The 24,820-nt window shown below is 69.2% G+C and carries 24 protein-coding genes; 17 read left to right on the plus strand and 7 right to left on the minus strand.

Features of this window, described 5'->3' with window-relative positions:
* Positions 1–65: 65 nt before the first annotated feature.
* Positions 66–1,778: a DUF8094 domain-containing protein gene (locus DQ353_RS06295; protein WP_113761921.1), complete on the plus strand. Its 1,713-nt coding sequence runs from the start codon at positions 66–68 to the stop codon at positions 1,776–1,778.
* A 194-nt stretch (positions 1,779–1,972) separates the two neighbouring features.
* On the opposite strand, the gene DQ353_RS06300 is transcribed toward DQ353_RS06295, so the two are convergent.
* The gene (locus DQ353_RS06300; RefSeq protein ID WP_113761922.1) at positions 1,973–3,133 is read right to left on the minus strand and encodes a calcium:cation antiporter; all 1,161 of its coding nucleotides are present in this window, start codon (positions 3,131–3,133) and stop codon (positions 1,973–1,975) included.
* A 308-nt stretch (positions 3,134–3,441) separates the two neighbouring features.
* Between DQ353_RS06300 and DQ353_RS06305 the strand changes: the two genes are divergently transcribed.
* The 5 genes from DQ353_RS06305 to DQ353_RS06325 all read left to right on the plus strand — a co-directional run bounded on the left by DQ353_RS06305 (position 3,442) and on the right by DQ353_RS06325 (position 9,198).
* Positions 3,442–4,359, plus strand: coding sequence for a co-chaperone YbbN (locus DQ353_RS06305; protein WP_113761923.1), 918 nt, complete (start codon positions 3,442–3,444; stop codon positions 4,357–4,359).
* A 249-nt stretch (positions 4,360–4,608) separates the two neighbouring features.
* On the plus strand, positions 4,609–5,388 hold the full coding sequence (locus tag DQ353_RS06310) for an ABC transporter ATP-binding protein (RefSeq protein WP_113761924.1): 780 nt from the start codon (positions 4,609–4,611) through the stop codon (positions 5,386–5,388).
* Positions 5,370–6,938 carry a transporter gene (locus tag DQ353_RS06315; RefSeq protein ID WP_113761925.1) on the plus strand — a complete coding sequence of 523 codons (1,569 nt, stop codon included), beginning with the start codon at positions 5,370–5,372 and terminating at the stop codon, positions 6,936–6,938. Before DQ353_RS06310 ends, DQ353_RS06315 begins: the two co-directional genes overlap by 19 nt.
* Before the next feature lie 72 nt (positions 6,939–7,010).
* The gene (locus DQ353_RS06320; protein WP_113761926.1) at positions 7,011–7,307 is read left to right on the plus strand and encodes a DUF3039 domain-containing protein; all 297 of its coding nucleotides are present in this window, start codon (positions 7,011–7,013) and stop codon (positions 7,305–7,307) included.
* Positions 7,308–7,401: 94 nt separating this feature from the next.
* Positions 7,402–9,198 (plus strand): DEAD/DEAH box helicase, encoded by a 1,797-nt coding sequence (locus tag DQ353_RS06325; RefSeq protein ID WP_181578274.1) that lies wholly within the window; start codon positions 7,402–7,404, stop codon positions 9,196–9,198.
* A 116-nt stretch (positions 9,199–9,314) separates the two neighbouring features.
* On the opposite strand, the gene DQ353_RS06330 is transcribed toward DQ353_RS06325, so the two are convergent.
* Both DQ353_RS06330 and DQ353_RS06335 read right to left on the minus strand, forming a co-directional pair.
* The gene (locus DQ353_RS06330) at positions 9,315–9,947 is read right to left on the minus strand and encodes an isochorismatase family protein (RefSeq protein ID WP_113761927.1); all 633 of its coding nucleotides are present in this window, start codon (positions 9,945–9,947) and stop codon (positions 9,315–9,317) included.
* Positions 9,948–9,968: 21 nt separating this feature from the next.
* Entirely contained in the window at positions 9,969–11,282 is a 1,314-nt protein-coding gene (locus DQ353_RS06335) for a nicotinate phosphoribosyltransferase (protein ID WP_113761928.1), read from the minus strand.
* Between the two features lie 293 nt (positions 11,283–11,575).
* Between DQ353_RS06335 and clpS the strand changes: the two genes are divergently transcribed.
* The 7 genes from clpS (at position 11,576) to DQ353_RS06370 (ending at position 16,563) form a co-directional block, all read left to right on the plus strand.
* A complete protein-coding gene (clpS, locus tag DQ353_RS06340) occupies positions 11,576–11,872 on the plus strand; it encodes an ATP-dependent Clp protease adapter ClpS (protein WP_113762017.1) in 297 nt (98 codons plus the stop codon).
* Between the two features lie 2 nt (positions 11,873–11,874).
* Positions 11,875–12,444, plus strand: a complete 570-nt coding sequence (locus DQ353_RS06345) for a DUF2017 family protein (protein ID WP_113761929.1) — start codon at positions 11,875–11,877, stop codon at positions 12,442–12,444.
* Positions 12,445–12,509: 65 nt separating this feature from the next.
* Positions 12,510–13,439, plus strand: a complete 930-nt coding sequence (gene murI, locus DQ353_RS06350) for a glutamate racemase (RefSeq protein WP_113761930.1) — start codon at positions 12,510–12,512, stop codon at positions 13,437–13,439.
* Positions 13,436–14,347, plus strand: a complete 912-nt coding sequence (locus tag DQ353_RS06355; protein WP_113761931.1) for an MBL fold metallo-hydrolase — start codon at positions 13,436–13,438, stop codon at positions 14,345–14,347. Before murI ends, DQ353_RS06355 begins: the two co-directional genes overlap by 4 nt.
* 72 nt (positions 14,348–14,419) lie before the next feature.
* Entirely contained in the window at positions 14,420–15,169 is a 750-nt protein-coding gene (rph, locus tag DQ353_RS06360) for a ribonuclease PH (protein ID WP_113761932.1), read from the plus strand.
* 2 nt (positions 15,170–15,171) lie between these two features.
* A complete protein-coding gene (rdgB, locus tag DQ353_RS06365) occupies positions 15,172–15,807 on the plus strand; it encodes an RdgB/HAM1 family non-canonical purine NTP pyrophosphatase (protein ID WP_113761933.1) in 636 nt (211 codons plus the stop codon).
* Positions 15,808–16,053: 246 nt separating this feature from the next.
* The gene (locus tag DQ353_RS06370) at positions 16,054–16,563 is read left to right on the plus strand and encodes a hypothetical protein (protein ID WP_220093979.1); all 510 of its coding nucleotides are present in this window, start codon (positions 16,054–16,056) and stop codon (positions 16,561–16,563) included.
* Between the two features lie 90 nt (positions 16,564–16,653).
* On the opposite strand, the gene DQ353_RS06375 is transcribed toward DQ353_RS06370, so the two are convergent.
* From DQ353_RS06375 to DQ353_RS06390, 4 genes are all read right to left on the minus strand, one after another.
* On the minus strand, positions 16,654–18,498 hold the full coding sequence (locus DQ353_RS06375; RefSeq protein ID WP_286166654.1) for an HNH endonuclease signature motif containing protein: 1,845 nt from the start codon (positions 18,496–18,498) through the stop codon (positions 16,654–16,656).
* A gap of 130 nt (positions 18,499–18,628) precedes the next feature.
* A complete protein-coding gene (locus DQ353_RS06380) occupies positions 18,629–19,387 on the minus strand; it encodes a metallophosphoesterase family protein (RefSeq protein ID WP_113761936.1) in 759 nt (252 codons plus the stop codon).
* Between the two features lie 63 nt (positions 19,388–19,450).
* Positions 19,451–19,708 (minus strand): DUF6458 family protein, encoded by a 258-nt coding sequence (locus DQ353_RS06385; protein WP_113761937.1) that lies wholly within the window; start codon positions 19,706–19,708, stop codon positions 19,451–19,453.
* A gap of 105 nt (positions 19,709–19,813) precedes the next feature.
* Entirely contained in the window at positions 19,814–22,606 is a 2,793-nt protein-coding gene (locus DQ353_RS06390; protein WP_113761938.1) for an aconitate hydratase, read from the minus strand.
* A 327-nt stretch (positions 22,607–22,933) separates the two neighbouring features.
* Here DQ353_RS06390 and DQ353_RS06395 point away from each other — a divergent pair, with 327 nt between their 5' ends.
* The 4 genes from DQ353_RS06395 to DQ353_RS06405 all read left to right on the plus strand — a co-directional run bounded on the left by DQ353_RS06395 (position 22,934) and on the right by DQ353_RS06405 (position 24,595).
* Positions 22,934–23,290, plus strand: a complete 357-nt coding sequence (locus DQ353_RS06395; protein ID WP_113761939.1) for a cupin domain-containing protein — start codon at positions 22,934–22,936, stop codon at positions 23,288–23,290.
* Between the two features lie 76 nt (positions 23,291–23,366).
* Positions 23,367–23,636: a DUF6924 domain-containing protein gene (locus tag DQ353_RS06400; protein WP_113761940.1), complete on the plus strand. Its 270-nt coding sequence runs from the start codon at positions 23,367–23,369 to the stop codon at positions 23,634–23,636.
* A gap of 8 nt (positions 23,637–23,644) precedes the next feature.
* On the plus strand, positions 23,645–23,827 hold the full coding sequence (locus DQ353_RS22705) for a DUF6924 domain-containing protein (protein WP_502696381.1): 183 nt from the start codon (positions 23,645–23,647) through the stop codon (positions 23,825–23,827).
* A 66-nt stretch (positions 23,828–23,893) separates the two neighbouring features.
* Entirely contained in the window at positions 23,894–24,595 is a 702-nt protein-coding gene (locus DQ353_RS06405; RefSeq protein WP_113761941.1) for a DedA family protein, read from the plus strand.
* Positions 24,596–24,820: the final 225 nt, after the last annotated feature.

Genomic DNA, 24,820 nt, shown 5'->3' on the forward strand with positions numbered 1-24,820 from the left:
CCGAGTCCACGACGCGGGGCGGCACCCCGAGGCCGAATCTCGACCCCCATCCGTTAGGTGTAATTGTGCGAAAGATCTTCTCAGCGATCGCTATCATTCTTGGGCTGGCAGCCCTGGTGGTGGGGATCGGCCAGCGTACCGTCTGGGCTCCGCCCGAGACGCTGACCGCCCACCTTGCCGAAGCCCCCGCAGCAGCGCCGGTGACGTTGCTCGAATCCGGGATCGGAACCGTTGCCGGGCACCCCACGGAGATCACCATCAAGGCCGAGGGCAAGTTCAGCGCCTCGCTGGTGCGCTCCGCAGATGCGCAGGCGTGGGTCGGCAAGGCCGCACACACCACCATCTCCGGCATCAACGCAGCCGACACCGTTCTTGAATCCACCTCGGAAACCGGCGAGGCGCAGGTCCCGAACCCGGCCGGCGCGGACCTGTTCCAGGCGACCGAGAACGCCGACAAGACCATGACCTACCGCTGGACGGACCCCGACGAGGGCTCATGGACGCTGCTGCTGGCAGCCGACGGCAAGGCCGCTGCCCCCACGGACATCTCGGTGACCTGGCCCGGCGACACCGCCACACCGTACTCCATGCCGCTGATCATCATCGGTGCGCTGCTGCTGGTCGCCGGCATCGCGCTGGCCGCGGTGCGCACCATGCCGCGCGGGGGCTCAACCGGCGGAGGACGCCGCGCCGCCGATCGTTCCGGAGCCCCGCAGACCGGTTCGCTGCCGACCACCCCACCCGGGAAGAACGGCCCCAACACCGTGGCCAAGGTCGTTGCGACCGCCTCGATCCTGGCCCTGACACTGGTTCCCTCCGCGCCGGCTCTGGCCGCAAGCCCCTCGTCCTCCCCGGCCGAGGCCCCCGCCCAGGACACCGAAAAGGTCTTCCCGGTGGTGCTCCAGGCCCAGCTCGAGCGCATCCTTTCCGAGGTTTCCAGCTCCGTGGCCAAGGCCGACAAATCCAAGAACGCCAAGGACCTCGAGGACCGCACCACCGGTGCGCTCAAGGTGCTGCGCGGCCAGAACTACAAGCTGCGCAACGACAAGGTCAAGCTCGATGGCCCCTCCGCCATCGACACCACCGTCATCCGCTCGGCCGCAGTGCCGACGGACGACGGTGCCCACTTCCCGCGTTCGCTGATGGTTGTCACGGCGAAGGACTCCGGCGCCTCGACCATCCCCACCGCCATCACGCTGACCCAGGCGGGGCCGCGGGACAACTACAAGGTCGCCTTCGCCACCCCGATGCTGCCCGGTTCCACGTTCCCCGGGATCGCCGTGGGAGACCAGTCCGTGAAGCTGCTCAAGGACAACGCCGAGGGCCTGGAAATGACCCCGAAGTCGGCCCTTGAGCGCCTGGCCGGGCTCATGGACAACGAGAAGTCCAAGGACGCAGACAAGTTCGCCAAGAACGCGTTCCTGACGCTCAACGCCAAGGACCAGAACGCACTGGTCAAGGCCAACAAGGACGCCACCATCGGCTTCAAGCGCCAAGTGAACGCCAAGGACACCGTCGTGCTGGCCACCCCGGACGGCGGGGCGCTGGTCTCGGGCAACTTCACCGCCACGACCACCGCGAAGCCCAAGGAAACCGGCGGCACCATCGGCCTGGACGACACCACCGCCAAGATCGTCAACGCGAAGGAAACCAAGAAGGGCATCGAGATCACCTACGGCGAGCCGATGCTCATCTACATCCCGGCCGCAGACTCCAAGGACAAGGTCTCGGTGGTTGCCGCCGAGGTCATCACCAAGGGCGCAAAACTGCTGAAGTAGCCAATGGCCCCCTTCGGCGGGGGAGCGCGGGGACCTGTTGGTCCATCCACGCCAGGCGCGGTGCCACCGGCACGGGTAACGGATCCCGTGTTCGGCGGCACCGCGCCCTTTTGCATGCCGGTGTCCGATGTCCCCGCAGCGCCGGGCCCGCCCCGGCCGCGGGGGACCCGGCCGCGGGGAAGCAGCCAGGCGCCTTAGGAGAACACGGCGATGCCGTAGACGGCGAAGAGCACCAGGTGCACGGCCCCGTGCACCGCGGTGACCTGCTTGGCGGCAAACGTCGACACCGACAGCAGCAACGTCACACCCAGGAGCACGAGGTTGACGGGCGTTTCGGCCAGCACGACGGACTGGCCGGTGAGCATGCCGATGACCAGGACCGCGGGAATGGTCAGGCCGACGGTTGAGACCAGGGCCCCGTGGCAGAGGTTGCCGACCCGCTGGATCTCCCCGTTCAGGGCCGCCCGCACCGAGGTGATCGACTCGGGCAGGAAGACGATCATGGCGATGAGGATGCCCGAGAGCGCCACCGGCGCACCGACCCGGTCCAAGCCGTCGTCGAGCAGCGTGGCCATGTCGTGCGAGAGCAGCACGATGGGCAGGACCGTCACGACAAGCAGGCCCATCCGCAGCCCGATCTCGGTACGGTGTTCGGCGATGACAGCGGTGATGCGTGTGCGCTGCACCGCGGGGTCCGCGCCGGCGGGCGAATCGGCGGCCGGCGCCACCCGCGGGTCGACTTCCCGGAAGTCGTCGGCCTGCCGGCCCATCTGCTGGATGAGGAAGAAGCCGTAGAGGCCCAGGGTCAGCACGACGATGGGGATTTCCTGCCCCCGGGTGTAGGTGCCGGCCTTCCCGATCAGCGCCGGCAGGGCGAAGGCCAGCGAGGACAGGACGATGAGCATTCCCAGATAGGCGGAGGTGCCGGTGCGGTTGTGCCCCAGTCCGCCGTGCTTGAGGCCCCCGGCCAGCAGGGACAGCCCGATCACGGCGTTGAGGATGATCATCGACACCGCCATCACCGAGTCCCGGGCGATGGTGGCGTGCTCGCCGGGCCCGAGCATGACGGCGGAAATGAGCACCACCTCGATCAGCACGATCGAGAGTGTGAGCACCAGGGACCCGTAGGGGTCGCCCAGCCGGCGGGCGAGGTGTTCGGCCTCGTGGACCACCCCGAAGGCGCACAGCAGGATGACGCCGATGATCAGGACCAACGATCCGACCAGCAGCGGTGCGCTGGTGGGCGGCTCAAGCAGGGGGCCGGCCAGGAACAGGCCGAGGACGGTGCCCCAGCCGACGACGAGGCGCACGATGGCGGGGCGTGCGAGGATGGAGCGTGCTGTGGGGGAAACCACGGGATGGACCCTATTCCACGGGGCCGTCCCCGTGTTCGATCGATCGAACGGGCCGTCCCGTCCGCAACTGGGCTGCCACGCTGCCCTGAGGATGGGCCGTGACGCGGGCCCCGGTGCAGCGGGAGATTTCCAGTCACTAGGATATGCCACCGGTACTGCCCGGGGGCATTTGGCGTGTGGGGCCCCATCCGGGACCTCCCCGCGGCGCCGCCAACGGGAGGCGCCGCACCGGTGTGCTTGTCAGCGGGAAGCGGACGGGTTTTCCACCCGGGCACCAAGCGGCCTAAAGTAGAGGAATGACCACCAGCATGCCTGAACCCACTGCACCCTCCTCGCGCGGCGCCATTGATCTGGCAGCCTTCAAGACGCCCCACCCGGAGCCGGTCAACGGCCCGGTGGACGCCGGGGCCCCGACCTGGGTGCGCTCCGTCAACCAGGAACTCTTCCCGGAAATCGTTGCGCTCTCGCAACAGGTGCCGGTGATCGTCTCGCTGGGCAGCCCGCGTTCCCCGGCCTCGGTCCAGCTCGATGCGACGCTCGCCTCGCTGGTCGACGCGAAGGGCGGAACGCTCGCGCTGGCCACCGTGGACGCGGAGGCCGAGGCCGCCATCGCCCAGGCCTTCCAGGTCACGCAGGTGCCTGCGGTCATCGCGTTGGTCAACGGCCAGCCGGTGCCGCTCTTCCAAGGCAGCGCCGAGGTCTCGCAGATCCAGTCGCTGATCGAGGAATTGCTGGGCCTGGGTGTCCAGCACGGGGTCGCCGGAACCATCGCGCCGCTGGGCACCACCGCTGCTGCGGCAGCCCCGGCCCCGTTGCCTCCGCTGCACCAGGCGGCGTTGGAGGCCATCGAATCCGGCGACCTGCCGGCGGCGGAGACCGCCTACAAGCAGGCGCTGAATGAGAAGCCCAACGACAACGACGCGGCCATCGGCCTGAACCAGGTGCGCCTGCTGATGCGCACCCAGGACAAGGACCTGGCCGCGGTGCGTGCCGCCGGGGCTGCGAACCCCGAGGACCTGGCCGCGCAGCTGGACGTTGCCGACATGGACCTGATTGGCGGGCACGTCGAGGACGCCTTCTCCCGGCTGGTGGGCTTCATCGGCCGCCACGCCGGTGACGAGAAGGAGGCCGCCCGGGCCCGCTTGGTCGAGCTGTACTCGGTGGTCGGGGTGGCCGACCAGCGGGTGGTTGCCTCGCGCCAGAAGCTGGCCCGCGTCCTGTTCTAGGATCCGGGGCCCCACGGGTCCCGTCCCGCGCGTTGCCGCCCGCTGCACCGGCGGGAAATCAACCAGGGAGTGTCTCCGCGGCCCGTCGGGGTCCGTGGCGGCGCTCCCTTCGGCGTCCCGCGGACGCGCAGTTTCCGAAGGCCGGCCGCGCGCACATCGCGGCACCCCATCCCCGCGGGCGGAGCGCTTGGCGGGATTAGTCCGCAGGGATGACGGCAAAACCACGTGCCGACTGCTAATTTCGATTGCATGAGCAACTCCATTGAGGAACCCGGCACCCCGGCCCTGTCGATCCGATCGCTGGGCAAGCGCTTCGGCGAGAAGGTCGCGGTCAACGGCATTTCCCTCGACGTCCCCGCCGGGTCGTTCTTTGGCCTGGTCGGACCCAACGGCGCCGGCAAGACCACCACGCTGTCCATGGCCACCGGGCTGCTGCGCCCCGACGCGGGCCAGGTGTGGCTCAACGGGATCGATGTCTGGGCCGAACCGTTGAAGGCCAAGGCCGCCATGGGTGTGCTCGCCGACGGGGTGCGGCTCTTCGACCGGCTCTCCGGACGCCAGCTGGTCACCTACTCCGGCCTGCTGCGCGGCATGGACCGCGCCACGGTCGTCGAACGCACCGAGGACCTGCTGCGCGTGCTGGACCTGGAGGATGCCGGGGCCAAGCTGGTCGTGGACTACTCCGCGGGCATGGCCAAGAAGATCGCGCTGGCCACCGCGTTGATCCACTCCCCGCGGGTGCTGGTGCTCGATGAGCCCTTCGAGGCCGTGGACCCGGTCTCCGCGGCCAACATCCGCGAGATCCTCACGGACTACGTCACCCACGGCGGCACCGTCATCGTCTCCTCGCACGTCATGGACCTGGTCCAGCGCATGTGCAGCCACGTGGCGGTCATCGCCGAGGGCAACCTGCTGGCCGCGGGCACCGTGGATCAGGTGCGCGGCCCGGTCTCCCTGGAGGAACGCTTCGTGCAATTGGTTGGCGGGCGCGGGAACAGCGAGGGGCTCTCATGGTTGCACACCTCCTGAGGTTGAAGCTGGCGCTGCTGCGCAACTCCTTCCGGCGCAGCCCCTGGCAGTTGGTGGGCGTGTGCATCGGCGGCCTCTACGGGCTGGGCATGGTCGTCTTCGCCGTCTCCGGAACGGCGTTGCTGGCCGATGCGGACGTCGCGCTGGCCAACACCATCCTGGTCTGTGCGGTTTCGCTGATCACCCTGGGCTGGGCCATCGTCCCGCTGGTCGCCTTCGGCGTTGACTTGACCCTTGACCCGGCACGCTTCACCACCTTCACGATCTCCCGGCCCAGGCTGGCGACGGGCCTGCTGCTCTCGGGCTTCATCGGCGTCCCGGGGCTGCTGACGCTGCTGCTGCTCGGCAGCCAGTTCCTGGCCTGGCGCCGCGATCCGCTGGCCCTGCTCGCGGCACTGGCCGGGGGCGTTGCAGGTACCTTGATGTGCCTGGCACTGGCGCGGCTGACCACCACCTCGATGGCCCGGCTGACCGGCTCGCGGCGCTTCCGCGACGTCGCCGGGATCATCGCGATCATCCCGCTGATCCTGCTGGGCCCGATCATCGGCTCGGCTGCCGAGGGCATCGAGACGGTGCTTGACTGGCTGCCGCGCCTGGCCGCGGTATTGGGGTTCACCCCGCTGGGCGTCTTCGCGGCGCTGCCCGGGGACCTGGCCGCCGGGGCCTTTGGGCTGGGCGCGGCACGCCTGGTCCTGGGGCTGGCGTACCTGGGCGCGGTGCTCTGGGCGTGGGAGCGCGGGCTGCACAAGTCCATGGAAAACCCGCTGGCGCCGCACACCGGCTCCAGGTCCGTGGGCATGGGCGCCTTCGACATCTTCCCCGCCACCCCGCGCGGCGCGGTGGCCGCCCGCGCCCTGACCTACTGGCTCAAGGACCCCCGCTACGCCGCCTCCATCGTGGTCGTCCCGCTGATGCCGGTGCTGATCTGGTTCACCTCGACCAACGCCGGGAACCCGCAGCTGATGCTGGTCCTGGGGCCGCTGCTGGGGATCCTGATGGCGTTCGCGATCTCCGCCGACGTCTCCTACGACTCCACCGCGTTCTCGCTGCACGTGCTCACCGGGGTGCGCGGGGTGGACGACCGGGCCGGGCGCGTGTTGGCCTGTGCCGTGTTCGCGCTGCCGGTGACACTGCTGGCAGCGATCCTGCCGCCGGTGTTCCTGGGCCGCACGGACCTGTTGCCGGCGATCCTGGGCATCTCGCTGTGCGGCTTGCTGGCCGGGCTCGGTGTGGCCTCGGTGGCCTCGGCGCGCTTCACCTATGCCGTCCCGCTGCCGGGGGAGAGCCCGTTCAAGACGCCCCCGGGCGCCGGGGCGCGGATGGCCGTGGTGCAATTGGCGACGTTCACGATCATGTCGGTGCTGCTGCTGCCGGCCCTGGGGTTGCTGGTTGCCCAGGTCTTCACACACCAGGCGCTCTTCGGCTGGCTCGCCCTGGTGGTGGGCGTGGCCGAGGGTGCGGGGCTGCTGGTGGCCGGAATCCGCATCGGCGGGCGCTGGCTCGATGCCCGGGCCCCGGAGCTGATGCAGGCGGTCGCGGCGAACCGCTGATGTGCCCCACACGACCTGCCCCGGCACCCGGGTTCGACCGACCCGGGGCATTAGCTTGTTAGACTGGAGGACATGAGCATGCCCCTAGATCCGTTCCGCAATGATCCCCGCACCACCTCCGGCGGCGGTGCCACCACCATCGAGCGCACCGAAGCGGCCCAGGACGTCGAGGCCGGGGACCACGAACGCTTTTCGCACTATGTGCGCAAGGAAAAGATCATGGAGTCGGCGCTCTCCGGGGACCCCGTGATCGCCCTGTGCGGGAAGGTCTGGATTCCGGGCCGCGACCCGCAGAAGTTCCCCGTGTGCCCCGAGTGCAAGGAAATCTATGAGGGCCTGACCGGCGGCGGCGACAAGGACAAGAAGTAGTTCCTTCCACGCAACACGTCTTGACCCGAACCCGCCCGGGAGCGCCGGCACGCGCCCTGGCGGGGAAGATTTTTAGCGCCGTGGAGGTGTATGCATGACCGATACCTTGTTCTCACTTGCAGACAAGCTGCCCATGGAGGACCGGCTTCCTCCCGCCTACCCCGAACGGGCGGCCTGGGGCACCGGACCGAAGCTGCGCGCCTGGCAGGCAGAGGCGCTGGACAAGTACTTCACCGGCAACCCGCGCGACTTCATGGCCGTGGCCACCCCCGGCGCAGGCAAGACCACCTTCGCCCTGCGCCTGGCCAAGGTGCTGGTCGACGCGAAGACCATCAACCGCATCATCGTGGTCGCCCCCACCGACCACCTCAAGAAGCAGTGGGCCGACGCCGCAGGGCGCGTGGGCCTGGCCCTTGACCCGAACTTCAAGAACTCCGACGGCCGCCACGGCGCCGACTACATCGGCGTCGTGGTGACCTACGCCCAGGTCGCCTCCAAGCCGATGCTGCACCGGGCCAAGGTCGAGGCGGCCCGCACCCTGGTGATCCTCGACGAGATCCACCACGGCGGCGACGCCCTGTCCTGGGGCGAGGGCATCCGCGAGGCATTCGAGCCCGCGACCCGCCGCCTGGCGCTGACCGGCACCCCGTTCCGCTCGGACACCGCGGCGATCCCCTTCGTCGAATACGCCGAGGGCACCGACGGCATCCGCCGCTCCAAGGCCGACTACACCTACGGCTACGGCCAGGCGCTGCGCGACCACGTGGTGCGCCCGGTGCTGTTCATGGCCTATTCCGGGTACATGCGCTGGAAGACCAGCGGCGGCGAGGAGATGGAGGCCCAGCTCGGCGAGGGCTTCACCAAGGACATCACCGCCCACGCCTGGCGCACCGCGCTCGACCCGGCGGGCGACTGGATCCCCTCGGTGCTCCAGGCCGCCGACAAGCGACTGACCCAGGTCCGCCGCACCGTGCCCGATGCGGGCGCCCTGGTGATCGCCACCGACCACGAGGACGCGCGCGGCTACGCCGAGCAGCTGGAGAAGATCTGCGGCGAGAAGGTCACCGTGATCCTCTCCGACGACGCGGGCGCCTCGAAGAAGATCGACGAGTTCTCCGCCGGGGACTCGCGCTGGATGGTCGCGGTGCGCATGGTGTCCGAGGGCGTGGACGTGCCCCGGCTCTGCGTGGGGGTCTACGCGACCTCGACCTCCACCCCGCTGTTCTTCGCCCAGGCCATCGGCCGCTACGTGCGAAGCCGCAAGCGCGGGGAGGTCGCCTCGATCTTCCTGCCCTCGGTGCCGATCCTGATGGCCCTGGCCAACGAGATGGAGACCGAGCGGGACCACGCGCTGGACCGCCCGGAGAAGCACTTCCAGGACCCGGACTACAACCCCGAGGACGAGCTTGTCGCCGCGGCCAACCGCGAGGAGAAGGCCAGCGACGAGCTGAACAAGCAGAAGTTCGAGGCGCTGAACTCCAACGCCTCCTTCGACAGGGTGCTCTTCGACGGCGGCGAATTCGGCACCGGCGGCGCCGTGGGCTCCGAAGAGGAAGAGGACTTCCTGGGCATCCCGGGGCTGCTGGACGCCGACCAGGTGGGCGTGCTGCTGCGCCAGCGCCAGGCCGAGCAGGTCTCGCGGCGCAAGGTGCGCAAGGCGCACGAGGAGAGCGCCGAGGCGCCGGTCATGGACCACCGGGCGCTGATGGAGATGCGCTCGACGCTGTCCAAGAACGTTTCGGCGTGGAGCGCGCGCACCGGGACCCCGCACGGGGTCATCCACACCAAGCTGCGCGAGGTCTGCGGCGGGCCCGCGGTGGCCCAGGCCAACGCCGAGCAGCTGCAGACGCGGCTGAACAAGCTGCAGGGCTGGTTCATCGGCAAGAAGTAGCCGACCGCCTCCCCGCCGTGGTGCGGGGGAAACCGGCGCGGGGGACGACGAAGGCGCGGTGCCTGGCCGGGGGAATCCGGACAGGCACCGCGCCTTGCTTCGTGCGGGGCCGGGTGTCAGCCGAGGGCCAGCACCGTCACGCCCGCGGCCCGCAGCTGCTCGAAGACCGCGTCGTTGTCCTGCGGATGCACCGCGGCGGTGAGCGGGGCGATGACGGTTGTCTCGAAACCCTGGGTGCGGGCGTCGAGCGCGGTGGCCCGCACACAGTGGTCGGTGGCGATCCCCGCCACGTCCAGGGAGGTGATGCCGTGCTCACGCAGCCAATCACCGAGCAGCGGCCCGGACTCGTCCTCCACTGACGCACCCTCGAGGGCCAGCCGGCCCTCGAAACCGGAGTAGGCCGCGGAGAAGCGGCCCTTGCGGAACGCCGCGTGCAGGTGGGTCGTGGCCGGGGCGAGGTTGGGGTGCAAGGCCGCGCCGGGGGTCTCGGCCACGCAGTGCACGGGCCAGGAGTCGATGAAGTCGGGTGCCTCGGAAAAGTGGCTTCCCGGGTCGATGTGCCAGTCCTGGGTGGCGACAAGCACCGCGTAGCTTTCGTGCCGCGCGGCCACCAGCTCGGCGATGGCCGTTGCCACGGCGGCTCCGCCGGCCACGGCCAGCGGGCCGCCCTCGCAGAAGTCGTTCTGCACATCGACGATGATCAGGGCACGCGTCGAGGCGTTTTCCGGTGTGCTGGTTGGTTCGCTCATGGGGGGTGCTTCTCCTCGTGGTCAGTTTTCGTCGATGAAACGTGTGGGGATCACCGGTTCGCCGCGCTGCAGCCGCCGCGAGCTGCCGGGCATCTCCAGGATCGAGTCGCGGTGGCGTTTCGCCGCGCGGCGCACGCCGGCGGCGCCGGTGAATGCCTCGTCGATCCGGCCCCCGGCCACGAATTGTTCCAGCAGCGCGCGGTCGTTGGCATCGGTCGCGGGCACCTCGCCCACTCCGATGAGTTCCTCGGTGGCACGGCCGCGTTCGTTGAGCCGGCGCACCGCGTACTTGCGTCCGCCCACCGAGACCTTGTTCTTCGCGGCCTTCGCGACGTCGACGAAGTTTCCGGCGTCGTCGTGGCGCGAGACCAGCTTGTAGACCATCGAGGCGGTGGGGTGCCCGGAGCCGGTGACCAGCGAGGTGCCCACGCCGTATGCGTCGACCGGGGCCGAGCCCAGGGCGGCAATCGCGTATTCGTCCAGGTCCGAGGTGACCATGATGCGGGTGTTCTCGTTGCCCAGGTCATCGAGCAGGGTGCGGACCCAGCGGGCCTGCTCGACCAGGTCCCCGGAGTCCAGGCGCACCGCGCCCAGCCCGGGCCCGGCGACCTCCACGGCGGTGCGCACCCCGGCCTCCACGTCGTAGGTGTCGACCAGCAGCGTGGTGTCGGCGCCCATGGAGGCGACCTGGGCCTCGAAGGCGGCCCGCTCGGTGTCGTGCAGCAGTGTGAAGGAGTGGGCGGCGGTGCCCACGGTCTTGATCCCGTAGCGGTGCCCGGCCTCGAGGTTCGAGGTCGCCTCGAACCCGGCGATGACCGAGGCGCGGGCCGCGGCCACCGCGGATTCCTCGTGGGTGCGCCGCGAACCCATCTCGATGCACGGGCGGGTGCCTGCCGAGGCGATCATGCGCGAGGCCGCCGAGGCGATGGCCGAGTCGTGGTTCAGCGCGGAGAGGATGAAGGTCTCCAGCACGCAGGCCTCGGCGAACGTCGATTCGACGATGAGCACGGGGGAGTAGGGGAAGTAGATTTCCCCCTCGGCGTAGCCGTACACGTTTCCGCCGAAGGAGAAGTTCTCCAGGTACTTGATCGTGGTGGCGTCCACGACCTTGGTGTCGGACAGGAACCGCAGCTGCCCATCGTCGAAGCGGAACTCCTTGATCCCCGCCAGGATCCGGCCGGTGCCGGCGACCACTCCGTAGCGCCGGCCCTCGGGCAGGCGGCGGGCGAAGGCCTCGAAAACGCTGGGGCGGTGCGCGGCCCCGGAGTGCAGGGACGCCTGCAGCATCGTCAATTCGTAGTGGTCGGTGAACAGTGAGGTGGGCTGCTGCCACATGGCCGGTGGGCTCCTCGCGAGGGGTGTCGGGGGGGTGAAGTATGCGTGTTCGGGCGGTTTGCACCGGCGTCGGGAGCCTGGGCGCCGGGGCCCGCCCCGCCGCAGGTGGCGGCGCAATGGGCCGGCAACGGCGGTGCAAACGTTAGTAGATACTCTAGACCCGGCATCGGCCCCTTGCCGCCTTCGGGCCGGCCCGGCGCGCGCCGTCGTTGGGCGCCCGTTGCCCGAACCGCCCAACGGTGGCCCGGTTCGCTTCGGCGGCCCACCGTCGTAGAATGGGAGGTATGCCAACCATGACTGCGATGCCCGATGTGCTTGAACACGTGGAGCAGGCACAAGCACACGAACTGGACCAGCCCTACGTCCTGATCATCTGGAACGACCCGGTCAACCTGATGAGCTACGTCAGTTTTGTCTTCCGCTCCTACTTCGGGTACCCCGAGACCAAGGCGGAGAAACTGATGATGCAGGTCCACCAGGAGGGACGCAGCGTCGTCGCCACCGGCAACCGCGAAAAGATCGAGGCCGACGTGTCCGCGATGCACGGCTTCGGCCTGTGGGCCACCTTGTCGAAGGCGGACGCAGCCTAACCGTGGCACGAGCATTCAAGAACACCATGCGCGGTTTTTCCGCCTCCCTGGAAACCGCCGAGCGCAAGTTGCTGCGCGGCCTGTTCCAGGACGTCATCACCCTGCTTGAGCCGGAGCGCGCCGCGGACGAGGATCCGCTGTGGGCCATGGTCGGGCTGGACCCCAACGCCCACCGCGCGGACTTCGCGGCCCCGGCCGACCCCGCCACCAAGCGGCTGCTGCCGGATGCGGATCCGGACGACGCCGCCGCGTCGCTGGAATTCCGCAGGCTCTCGGAGCGCGGGATCCGCGAACGCAAGATCGGGGCGCTGCGCGAGGCTGCGCTATTGATGGAATCCGGGTCGATCCTGCTGTCCGTCGAGACCGCACCGCGCTTCGCCGCAGCGGTCAACGACGTACGCCTGGTGCTGGCCGAGCGGCTGGGGCTGGCGAGCGAGGAAGACGCCGAGCGGATCCATGCCCAGGACGACTGGTCGAAGGCCGAATCCGTCGATGAATACCTGGCACTGGTCTACAACTTCGTCACCTGGCTGCAGGAATCCCTGATGCAGGCCATGCTCAAGTCTTTGTGAGCTGGGATACAGTGTGTCGCGCGTGCTGGCCGTTCGCGCGCAAAACCACGTAGGCTTCGTACACCATGACAAGTGCGTCCTCCAGCGATAAGCGACCATCCGAGCGGCCCCGGGCAAACGCCCCGTTGGGAATCTTCGACTCCGGGGTCGGCGGCCTGACCGTTTCACGTGCCATCATTGACCAGCTTCCCGGTGAATCGACGATGTACGTCGGGGACACCGCGAACTCGCCCTACGGGCCGCTTCCCATCGCCGAGGTCCGGGCCAACGCGCTGGGGGTGATGGACGAACTGGTCGACGCCGGGGTCAAGCTGCTGGTCATTGCCTGCAACTCCGCCTCCGCCGCGGTGCTGCGCGACGCCCGCGAACGCTACACCGCCCGCTACGGCATCCCCGTGGTCGAGGTCATCCAGCCGGCGGTCCGCCGCGCCGTCTCCGCCACCCGCAACGGCAAGATCGGGGTCATCGGCACCGTGGCCACCATCGGCTCGCGCGCCTACGAGGACGCCTTCGCCGCGGCCCCGCACTACTCGATCACCTCGGTGGCGTGCCCGCGCTTCGTCGAGTTCGTCGAGAACGGCATCACCACCGGCGCCGAGCTGATGGACACCGCCGAGGAATACCTGGCCCCGCTCAAGGCCGCCGGTGTGGACACGCTGGTGCTGGGCTGCACGCACTACCCGCTGCTGACCGGGGTGATCTCCTACGTCATGGGCGAGGACGTCACCCTCGTCTCCAGCGCCGAGGAGACCGCGAAGGACGTCTACCGCGCGCTGGTGGGCCACGACCTGGCACGCACCGCCGACGCGGCCCCCACGCACCAGTTCCTCGCCACCGGCGATGCGGCAAGCTTTGAGATCCTGGCCCGACGCTTCCTGGGGCCCGAGGTCCTCGCGGTCGAGCAGGTCGAGAACGTGGCCGCCCACTACCCGACCGGCTCCATCGCGATGGTTACCCCGCAGATGGTGGCCCTTTCGAAAGCGAGTGCCTCATGAAGCTGACCATCATCGGCTGCACCGGCTCGTTCCCCGGCCCGGGGTCGCCCGCCTCCTGCTACCTGGTCACCGCGTTCGACGGGACACGCGACTGGAAGATCCTGCTGGATTTGGGCTCCGGCGCGTTGGGCGTGCTGCAGCGCTACGTCGACATCAAGGACCTGGACGGGATCTTCATCTCCCACCTGCACCCGGACCACTGCATGGATCTGTGCGGCATGCACGTGGCGATCCGCTGGGATCCCAACGGGTGGGGCCGCGAGCGGATGCTGGTGCACGGCCCGGCGGCCACCGCCGACAGGATGGCCACCGCCTACGGGCTGCCGCTGGAGGAGGGCATGCACCCGGACTACGACTTCCAGCACTGGAAATCCCGGACGCCGGTGAAGATCGGCCCGTTCTCCATCACCCCCTACCCGGTGCTGCACCCCATCGAGGAGTCCTACGCGCTGCGCGTGGAGGCCACCGAGCCGGTCGCCGACGGGTCCCTGCGCACTTCCGTGCTGACCTATTCGGGCGACACCGACTCCTGCCCCGAACTCATCGAGGCGGCGGCCGGCGCGGACATGTTCCTGTGCGAGGCCGCGTTCGAGGAGGGCCGCGACGACGCGATCACCGGCGTGCACCTGACCGGCAAGCGGGCCGGGCAGGCCGCCACCGAGGCCGGGGTCGAGCGCCTGCTGCTGACCCACATCCCGGTGTGGACCGACATCAACACCGTGGTCAACGAGGCCAAGGAAACCTACGACGGCGGCATCGCCGTGGCGGTCTCCGGGGTCACCTACGGGGTGTTCTCCGGCTCGCAGCTGGGCACCCCGAAGTCGCTGCCCACCGCGCCGGTGTCCATCGTGCGCTCGGCGCCGAACCGCGAATGGCCCGGGACCAAGTCCAAGAGCCCGCGCAGGTAGGCGCGGACGCGGGCTCGCTGCGGTGCCGTGGACGTGCCTGGCCCTGGCCGCGCGCCGACTAGACTTGAAGCCATGACTTCAGCATCCACCACAGCAGCAGTGCGCGCCGACGGGCGCGGCCTCGACCAACTCCGTGAGATCACCATTACCCGTGGCTGGTCCAAGCAGGCCGAGGGATCGGCCCTGATCGAATTCGGCAACACCAAGGTGCTGTGCACCGCCTCCTTCACCGAGGGCGTGCCGCGCTGGCTCAAGGGCCAAGGCGCCGGCTGGGTCACCGCCGAGTACGCGATGCTGCCGCGGGCCACCAACACCCGCAACGGCCGCGAATCGGTCAAGGGCAAGATCGGCGGCCGCACCCATGAGATCTCGCGCTTGATCGGCCGCTCGCTGCGCGCCATCATCGACACCAAGGCGCTGGGCGAGAACACCATCGTGCTTGACTGCGACGTTCTGCAGGCCGACGGCGGCACCCGCACCGCGGCGATCACCGGCGCCTACGTCGCGCTGGCCGAGGCCATCGAGTGGGCCCGGGCCAACAACCTGGTGAAGAAGAACGCGATCGTGCTCACCGACTCGGTGGCAGCGATCTCCGTGGGCATCATCGACGGGGTCCCGATGCTGGATCTTCCCTACGAGGAGGACGTGCGCGCCGAGACCGACATGAACGTCGTGGTCACCGGCACCGGCGACTTCGTCGAGGTGCAGGGCACCGCCGAGGGCGTGCCGTTCAAGCGCGCCGAACTGGACTCCCTGCTTGACCTGGCCCTGCTGGGCACCGTGGAGCTGACCCGCATCCAGCGCGAAACCCTGGGACGCTGAGCATGGGCGCCACCCCGCGGTTGGTGCTGGCCACCCACAACCAGGGCAAGCTGCGCGAGTTGCGCGAGCTGCTGCGCGGGCAGGTCCCCGGGCTGGACGTGGACACGCAGGTCGTCGACGCCGGGGCCGTCGGTGCGCCGGATGTCGTCGAGGACGAGGTGACCTTTCAGGGCAACGCCCTGCTCAAGGCCCGCGCGGTGTGCGAGGCGACCGGACTGGTTGCCATCGCCGACGACTCGGGGCTGGCGGTCGACGTGCTCGGCGGGGCACCGGGGATCTTCTCGGCGCGCTGGGCCGGCAGACACGGCGACGATGAGGCCAACATCGACCTGCTGCTGGCCCAGCTCGGCGACATCGCCGAGGAGCACCGCGGCGCCTCCTTCGTGTGCGCCGCGGCACTGGCCGCCCCGGGCGGCTACGTCGCCCTGGAAATGGGACACTTGGCCGGCACGCTGCTGCACGAGCGCCGGGGGAACGGCGGCTTCGGCTACGACCCGATCCTGCGTCCCGAGGGCTATGGGATCTCCGTGGCGGAGCTGAGCAGCGAGGAAAAGAACGCGATCAGCCACCGCGGGCGCGCATTCCGCGGCCTGCTGCCGCAGATCGTCAAGGCGCTGGCGGACCAGGACGCCAGGTAGGCGCCGGCTCGCTTGCGGCACGGCCCCACAGGGTGGTCTTCTTCCGGCATTGTGCCGCAGGGAGGGCCGCCCCCTTGCGGTGCCCGGGCCGCAGATCGTGCGATGCAGATCGTGCGATGCGGTCCGGCCGTCCCGGGCCGACGGCGGCCCAGCGCATAGAGTGGAAGCAAGACAAACCTACCGAGAACGAACGGAGCAAGAGTGGACACCTTTATCAAGGGGCCGTCAAAGCGCGATGTTGCGGGCATGAAGGCCGCCTTCGCGCTGGTTGGGAGCACGGAGGTGGTGTCCGTCCTGTTCAAGAATGCGCGTTACGGCAACTTCCTGGTCACCGGGGCCGCGCACCTGACAGTGCTCGATGACCTGATGGTCGGCGGGCTGAACGCCGCGGCCGCGGCGAAGGCGACCAAGTCCGCGGAGGGCGAGCCGCTGCGGCAGCGCCAGCCGGACTCGGATGTCCGCGCCTTCCCGGCGGTATTCGAGGGGGACTTCGACCCGACGCCGATTGCCGCGGACAAGGTGGCGCACGGCGACCTGGTGGTCGCTTCGTTCACGCAGGCGCCCTACGGCGACTTCGTGGTCACCGGCGTGGCCACCGCGGCCGAGGGCGATGCCGCCTATCTCATGGTCGGGCCGTGGATCCTTCACTCCGCCGACGGACCTGCACCGCGGTTGAACGAAGTGGAGCTGGTGGCCGCTGCCGGCGGCCACATCGCTCCGGTCCCGCCGCGCCGCGGACAGGTGGACTTCGAGTAGTCGCCTCGGCTTCTCGCCGCTGCACCGCGAACGACCCTGCACGTTGATCCCGATCCGGATCGAACGCGCAGGGTCGTTGTCATTGGTGGCCTAGAACAGGGGCGGGCGGGGAGTGCGCCAGTAGGTGTTGCGCCTCGGTTTTTGCTCGGGGTCCATGAACTTGGGCAGGATGACGGAGAAGAGCCCGTCCTCGTCGCGCACGACCTTGAAGAGCCCGGTGTGGAAGCCGTGGTGCGCACTGGTGCACCCCGGGCACCCCTGGTTGACCTCGGTCTTGCCGCCGTTGGCGAAGCCGTCGAAGTGGTGGATCTCGCAATGCTCCGGGGGCACGGTGCAGCCGGGCATGATGCAGCCGCCGTAGATCCCCAGGATGATCTCGCGCATGTAGTCGGGGAAGAACCGCTCCTCCTGGCCGAGGTCCAGGATCTGGGACTTGCCACCCATGACCGCGGGCACGACCCCGCCGTTGCACAGGCCCTGGCGCAGTTCCGCCGGGGTGAGTTCCTGGCCACGGGAGGTGATGCCGTGCGTGTCGGCCAGCCCGCGCAATTCGTCCAGGGTGGCGATGACCAGTGTCTTGGGGGAGGGCAGGCCGATGGTCTTTTTCCCGGAGCGTGGTTGGCCTGCCGCCCTGATCAGGTTCAGCAGTCCCTGCAGATGTCGTTGCGGCGGGGTGAGCCCGTCGCCTCCATAGGAGGTGGAGTTCATGCTTCCCGGATCGAATAGCCCGTTCCGGGTGCCTACACCGTTGCCGTTGTTGCCGTTGTTGCCGTTGGTTCCGGTTGCCCCGGTGAACAGGTTGCCGAGGATGCCGAGGCCCTCGGGATCCAGCGACAGCTTCCGGATGGCGGCCGGGTCGGTGAGCGGGGTGCCGGTGGCGGGGTCGATGAGGAAATCGGGAACCCCGGAACCCTCGCGGGCGTGTGCTGCGGTGCCGGACAGGCCATCGGAGGAGTTGTTGCCGGTGCCGGCAGCCTCGGCGACGTCTGTATCCGCACCCGGGCCGCTGGTGGCCAGGGCCTGGGCGAGCAGCCCGTCGCGGTCCCCGGCCTTGGTCCTGGGGTTGTCGGTGCTGGCGCACAGGGCCAGCAGGGCCTCGGTGTCCCGCGGCAGGGTGCGCAGCAGGAATTCGCCCAGCCCGCCGGTGGTGCCGCGGTAGAACAGTCCGGTCTTGGACCGCAGGATCTCCTCGGGCAGGTCCTCGGGTCCCTTCTCGAGTGATGTTTGGATCCCGGCCAGCAGCTTCGCGGTGGTGCGGGGATCCTGGGTGCGCACGGATTCGGCGACTTGGTCCTCGAGCGTGCCCGCCAGGGTGGCCGCGTCGGGGTGCCGGTCGATCTGCGGGACGAGGGACTCGAGCTTGCGGGCTGCGGCCCCGATCTGGCCGGGGTCGGCGGTCCCGTCGGCCAGGTCCCGAGCCAGGACGGGGAAGCGCGCCGGGGCCAACTGGCCGTGGATATCGGTGCCGGGCAGCAGCCTGTCGATGGACCTGACCCGTTCGCGGGCCTCGAAGAAGGAAATGTGCAGGAATCCGGACAGGAATGCGGTGGTGTCCTTGAAGACCGGCCGCCCGGTGGGGACCGTGGCCGGGTCCGCCGGAAGCACCGTGGTGCCCGCGAGGTATCCGGCCGGGTCGCGGTGGATGGCGTCGAGGTCGTCGAGCGTGGCCTCGGGAAGTTCGTGGACCAGGGTGCGCCGGGCGGTCTCGGCGGCCAGCAGCCGGGCGTGGGCAGCGGTGCGGTGTCCGTCTTCGGCCGTCCGGGCGAACAGCGCGGCATGGACCGGGGAGCTGGTGTGCGCGGCGACACGCCGGGACAGGTCGCGGCCCAGGGCCTGGACCTCGAGCAGGGCGCGCAGTTCATCGTCCGGCGACACGTGGTGTCCCGGGGCACCGCGGGTGCCCGCGGTGAGGCTGATGAACCGGTCCGTCTCCATGTCCACCAGCATGCGCCGAACCGGGGTGCAGCGGGGGCGGAAGAAGGAATCTGTGGATAACTATTTTCCGGGGCCGGGACTCCGCGGGGCCAAGCGATGAGGCCGAGGCCGTGGTCGACGCGGGCCACGCTCAGGCCTCGCGGCCGTCCCGCGGGCCGAACATGGTCAGTGCCTCGGCGTCGCTCGCGGCCGAACCGATGAAGTACTCGGCCCATTTCCGGCGGCCCGGGTACGTCGAACCCGCGACCACCTGGGCGATGGCCTCCTCGACGTCGATGATGCTGCGGTGCAGGGACACTGCGCCGTCGCGCAGCAGCGCCCAGTTGCCGCCCGCCCGGCCATAGGGCATGCCCACGCTGCCGGGGTTGATCACCAGCCGGCGGTCCACCAGCCGCACGAAGGGCATGTGGGTGTGCCCGCAGACCACGGTCTGGACCCGAGCGGGCAGCTCGGCGAAGGCCTCGGCCCAGCGCTCCAGCCGCGTGTCCACCAGCACGACCTCCTCGTCGTCGCGCGGGGTGCCGTGGCAGAACACCACGGGGCCGAAGCCCTCCAGCTCGAGGGTGACCGGATGCGGCAGCTGTTCCAGCATTGTGAGGTGCTCCGGACCCAGCTGCGCGGCGGCCCAGGGAACGACCTCGTCGGGAACCTCGATCGAGGCGCCCCGGGCGACGGCCGCCAGCTCGCGGTCGGCATTGCCGCGAACCAGCACGGCCCGCTCGCCCAGGGCCGCCAGCCGGTCCAGGACCTCGACGGGTTGTGGCCCGGCGGCGTGGTCCCCGGTGACGACGATGAGGTCGGCGGCCGCCACGTCGGGCTCGGCCAGGATCGCCTCGAGCACCGGCAGGACGCCGTGGATGTCGGACAGGACGGCGGCGCTTCGAATCATGCCCCGAGTATGCCCGTCGCGCGGGACGGGAACAAGGGCTGCGGGGGGGGGGTGATGCGGCGACTAGAGGCCGGGGTCGTCCACTTCGCGGGTTGTCCGGGTGACTCCATCGACCTCGCCCGGTCCGCCGACGGTCCGCCGCGTGGAGACGGTCCGGCGGCGGCGGAACGTGAAGACCAGTCCGAGCACAAAGACCAGGACGCCGGCACCCATGAGCAGGTTTCCGACCAGTGGAACGTCCAGCCAGCCCACTTCGACGTTCAATGCGAAGCGAAGGACCGCACCAACGACAAAAAGAAATACTCCGGCACCGATACTCATAATGATTCCGCCTTCCCGGGCGACCTATGCATTAGCGAATGTCTTGATTCGTGCTTCCAGCGTACTCATGTTCGCCTCCCACGGCACCCATTGGGGGATGCAGCACTAGGCGTCGAGCAGCTGGCGCAGCACGTATTGCAGGATGCCGCCGTGGCGGTAGTAGGCCTCCTCGGCCGGGGTGTCGATGCGCACGGCCATGGTGATGGCGCGGGTGGCACCGCCGTCCTCGACGGTCACGGAGACCTCGTCGGGCAGCTTCCCGGTCCCCGCCAGCCCGGCGATCGAGTAGACCTCCTCGCCGGTCAGGCCGAGGGACTCGGCGGTTTCGCCGTCGCGGAACTGCAGCGGAAGCACGCCCATGCCGATCAGGTTGGAGCGGTGGATCCGCTCGTAGGAGGTGGCCAGCACGGCCTTGACCCCCAGCAGCAGCGTGCCCTTGGCCGCCCAGTCGCGGGAGGAGCCGGACCCGTAGTCGGACCCGGCCAGGATGACCAGCGGGGTGCCTTCGGCCAGGTAGGCGTTCGAGGCGTCGAAGATGGTCGTGGTTTCGGTGCCCGGCAGGTGCCGGGTGAAGCCGCCCTCGACGCCCGGGACCAGCTTGTTGCGCAGCCGCACGTTGGCGAAGGTGCCGCGGATCATCACGTGGTGGTTGCCGCGCCGCGAGCCGTAGGAGTTGAAGTCGGCCGGGGCCACGCCCTGGGACAGCAGGTACGCCCCGGCGGGGGAGTCCTTGCGGATCGCGCCGGCCGGGGAGATGTGGTCGGTGGTGACCGAATCGCCCAGGTTCACCAGCACGCGCGCACCTTCGATGTCCTTGACGGGCTCGGGCACCGGGCCCACGCCGTCGAAGTACGGCGGGGACTGCACGTAGGTGGAGGAAGCGTCCCAGGCGAACTGGTCGCCCTCGGGGATGAGCATGGAACGCCAGTTCTCATCCCCGTGGTAGACATCCGCGTAGCCCTTGGTGAACATCGAGGCCTCGAGGTTGGCGTCGAGAACAGCCTTGATTTCCGTGCTCGTGGGCCAGATGTCCCGCAGGTACACCGGGTTGCCCTCGGTGTCGTTGCCCAGCGAGTCGTTGAGCAGGTCCACGTGCATCGATCCGGCCAGCGCGTAGGCGATGACCAGCGGCGGGGAAGCGAGGAAGTTCATCTTCACCTCCCCGTGGATCCGGCCCTCGAAGTTGCGGTTGCCCGAGAGCACCGAGGCGACCGAGAGGTCGTGGGAGTTCACGGCCTCGCTGATTTCCGGGATCAGCGGGCCGGAGTTGCCGATGCAGGTGGTGCAGCCGTAGCCGACCAGGTTGAAGCCCAGGGTTTCCAGGTAGGGGGTCAGCCCGGAGCGGTTGTAGTAGTCGGTGACCACGCGGGATCCCGGTGCCAGGGTCGTCTTGACCCACGGCTTGGAACGCAGACCCTTGTCCACCGCCTTCTTGGCCAGCAGCGCCGCCCCGAGCATCACCGTGGGGTTGGAGGTGTTGGTGCAGGAGGTGATGGCCGCAATGACGACCGAGCCGTGGTCAAGGGTCTCGGTGTGGGACCCGAGACGGATCTTGGTCGGCTTGGACGGCCAGGTGATGGCCGGTTCCCCGCTGGCGTAGTCGTGGGGAGGATCGTCACGTTCGATCCGGGTGCTGATGGCCACCGGGTCGGACGCGGGGAATGATTCGGCCGAGGCGTCGTCCAGCCCGCCGGCGATGGCTTCCTCGTGGGTGTCCCCGGCCAGCAGCCGGCGCACCGCGCCCTGCGCGGCGGCCAGCGGAATGCGGTCCTGGGGGCGCTTGGGCCCGGCCAGCGAGGGGGCCACGGTGCCCAGGTCCAGTTCGACGACCTGGCTGAAATCCGGAACGTGCTCCGGGTCGTGCCAGAGTCCCTGTTCCTTGGCGTAGGCCTCGACCAGCTTGACTTGGTGCTCCGCGCGTCCGGTGAGCCGCAGGTAGTCGAGGGTCTCGGCGTCGATGGGGAACAGGGCCCCGGTGGAACCGTACTCGGGGGACATGTTCCCCAGCGTGGCGCGGGTGGCCAGCGGGACGTTGGCGACCCCGGGGCCGAAGAAGTCCACGAACTTGCCCACCACGCGGATCTTGCGCAGCAGCTCCGCGACGGTGAGCACCAGGTCGGTGGCGGTGGTGCCCTCGGGAAGTTCGCCGGTGAGCTTGAGCCCGACGACCTGCGGGATCAGCAGGCTCATGGGCTGTCCGAGCATCGCGGCCTCGGCCTCGATGCCGCCCACGCCCCAGCCCAGCACGCCCAGGCCGTTGACCATCGGGGTGTGCGAGTCGGTGCCGACCAGCGTGTCCGGGTAGGCGGCGGTGCCGTCTGGCCCCTCGCGGGTGAACACCACCCGGGAGAGGTACTCGAGGTTGACCTGGTGGCAGATCCCGGTGTCAGGCGGGACCACCAGAAAGTCGTCGAAGGAGTGCTGGGCCCAGCGCAGCAGTTGGTAGCGCTCCTGGTTGCGCTTGAACTCGAAGTCGGCGTTGACGGAAAAAGCGTCGGAGCGGGCGAAGACGTCGGCGATCACCGAGTGGTCGATGACCAGTTCGGCGGGGATCAGCGGGTTGACCTTCTTCGGGTCCCCGCCCAGAGCGGTCATGGCGTCGCGCATGGCGACCAGGTCCACCACGCAGGGCACCCCGGTGAAGTCCTGCATCAACACGCGGGCGGGGGTGTACTGGATCTCACTGGCGGCCTCGGCGGCCGGGTCCCAGGAAGCCAGCGCGTTGATCTGGTCCTTGGTGACCAGCCGTCCGTCCTCGTTGCGCAGCAGGTTCTCGAGCAGCACCTTGAGGCTATAGGGCAGGCGTGCGGAGTTTTCGACGGCGTCGATCCGGTGGATCCGGTAGCTTTGCCCGTCGACGTCAAGGGTTGAGCGGGAATTGAAGGAGTTCGTGGGCATTGAAGCGCGGTCCTCTCACATGGGGGTCCACCCGGGGCTGCCGGCGACCGGCGCGGCGGGTGCTTGGAAAACGGCAGGAAGCGGGGCTTGGCGCGATCCACACCTCCGATCAGACGTGCCGCTCCGCGAAGGGATTGCCAGCGGGTTGCCCGGGCGCTCGGCCGGGTGTCGGCTCTTTTCAACCTACCGCCAGAACCCGCAATTGAACATGGCTGGGGTTCGCGTGCCGGATCGAGGCCGGGTGGGCGCGAATCCGGTGCTTGACCGCCGCATCCACGAAGGGCCATCCTTGGGCAAGAGGTTTCGCCTTCCGGGATAAGAGGACGCATGAAGAAGTTTTCGCTCACCGCCATGGCCCGCACCCAGATGCAGCTTGCCGCGAAGGCCTCCAGCGGGCGCAGCGCCAACACGGTTTTCGGCGGGCACGAACACACGCTGCGCCAGACGGTGATCGGCCTGGCCGCGGGGACGGAATTGAAGGAGCACATCAACCCCGGGGAGGCGACGATCATGGTGCTCAGCGGGCGGATCAGGCTGACCTCGGGCCAAGAGCACTGGGAGGGGCGGACCGGGGACCTGCTGGTGCTGCCGGCCGGGTACTCGCAGATCACGGCGCTGGAGGAATCCAGCCTGCTGCTGAACGTGGCGAAGATCGACCGGCTGGAAGCGGCCGGAAACGACTGAACCTGGATTCGCGGGCGGCCTGCTTCGGCTGCCGGTGTCCTGCCACGGGAGCGTGTGGCCGTGGAAGACTGGAGCCTTGAAGAAGCTGCCCGACACCCGCTCGATTTCTCCCTTGGTCCGCCTCGATTTCACCGACCAGGCGGCCTGGGAGCGCCTGCTTGCGGCCGTGGGGCAAGCGAGCGGGGAAGGGGTCGTGGCGAACCTGTCCCTCGTCGACGATCCGGCATTCGAAGAGGCGGTCCCGAAGCTCCTGCGCGCGGCGGTCGTCCCCAACCGGTTCGGCCCGATGGTGTTTTTTGCCGTTGGCCGGCGCAGCCCGGCCGACCGCGGGACCCGGTCTTGGTGATCGACCTGATGGAAGGACGGCCGGAATTCCGGTGCGCGGCCTCGGAATGGTGGGCGGTGGAGAGCAACTTGAACATCGCCAACATGGATTGGGAGGGTTTCGTGCGCGCGTCCGACGCGTCAGGGGTCTTTCGGGGATTAGCCTGGCCATGCGACCGGGACCGCCGCGGTTGCGCGTGGCCGCGCGCGTGAGGCCTTGGACACATTGAGCCGATCCACCCGGCGCATTTCCAGCCCGTTAAGAGACACTGATGGGTAATGACTACTTTGATTGCGCTACAGGCCGCTGCCGCCGATCCCTCCGGCGGAAGCCTGATCACCCGATTCGCCGACTGGGCCGTGCACCTGATGGAGGTCATCGGGGCGCCCGGCGCCGCGCTGGCCATCGCGCTGGAGAACCTCTTTCCCCCGCTGCCCTCCGAGGTCATCCTGCCGCTTGCCGGATTCACCGCCAGCCGCGGGTCCTTCTCGCTGTTCGAGGCGCTGCTGTGGACCACGATCGGGTCGATCTTCGGCGCCTACGCGCTGTACTGGGTGGGCCGGGCACTGGGCCGCACGCGCACCCGCGCGATCTTCGGCTGGCTGCCGCTGGTGGACCTTCAGGACGTGGACAAGGTCGAGGGCTGGTTTGACCGCAACGGTTCCAAGGCCGTGTTCTTCGGCCGGATGATCCCGATCTTCCGCTCGCTGATATCCATCCCCGCCGGGGTCACCAAGATGAACCAGGCCAAGTTCCTGGGCCTGACCGCGGCCGGGTCGTTGATCTGGAACTCCATCTTCGTGCTCTCCGGGTACTACCTGGGGGAGAACTGGCACGTGGTGGAGACCTATGCCGGTATCTTCCAGAAGGTCGTGATCGTGGTGGTCGCCGCGCTGATCGTGCTCTGGGCCGTGCTCAAGGTCCGCAAGTCGAGGGCGAAGAAGAGCGCTGCCCTGCAGGACGCGGACGCCGCCAAGTAGCCGCACCGCCGAACCGAGCCCTGGGCCCGGTCGCATTTCCCTGGTTTCGAGAAATACGAAGCAGGGGACGTGCGGCCGGGCTTTTTGCTGACCGGCGAGGGATGGCGAGCAGGCCCGTGCCTGAATGATCCCCCCCCCCGGGTTCCTGGAGACAGCGGTCTCGTGCGGCCGGAGGCTGGCGACGTGGGTCAGGGAGAAACCGACCAAGAGGTCTCGAGGTCTCTG

This window comes from Arthrobacter sp. AQ5-05 (assembly GCF_003287975.1).
Lineage (GTDB): Bacteria > Actinomycetota > Actinomycetes > Actinomycetales > Micrococcaceae > Paeniglutamicibacter.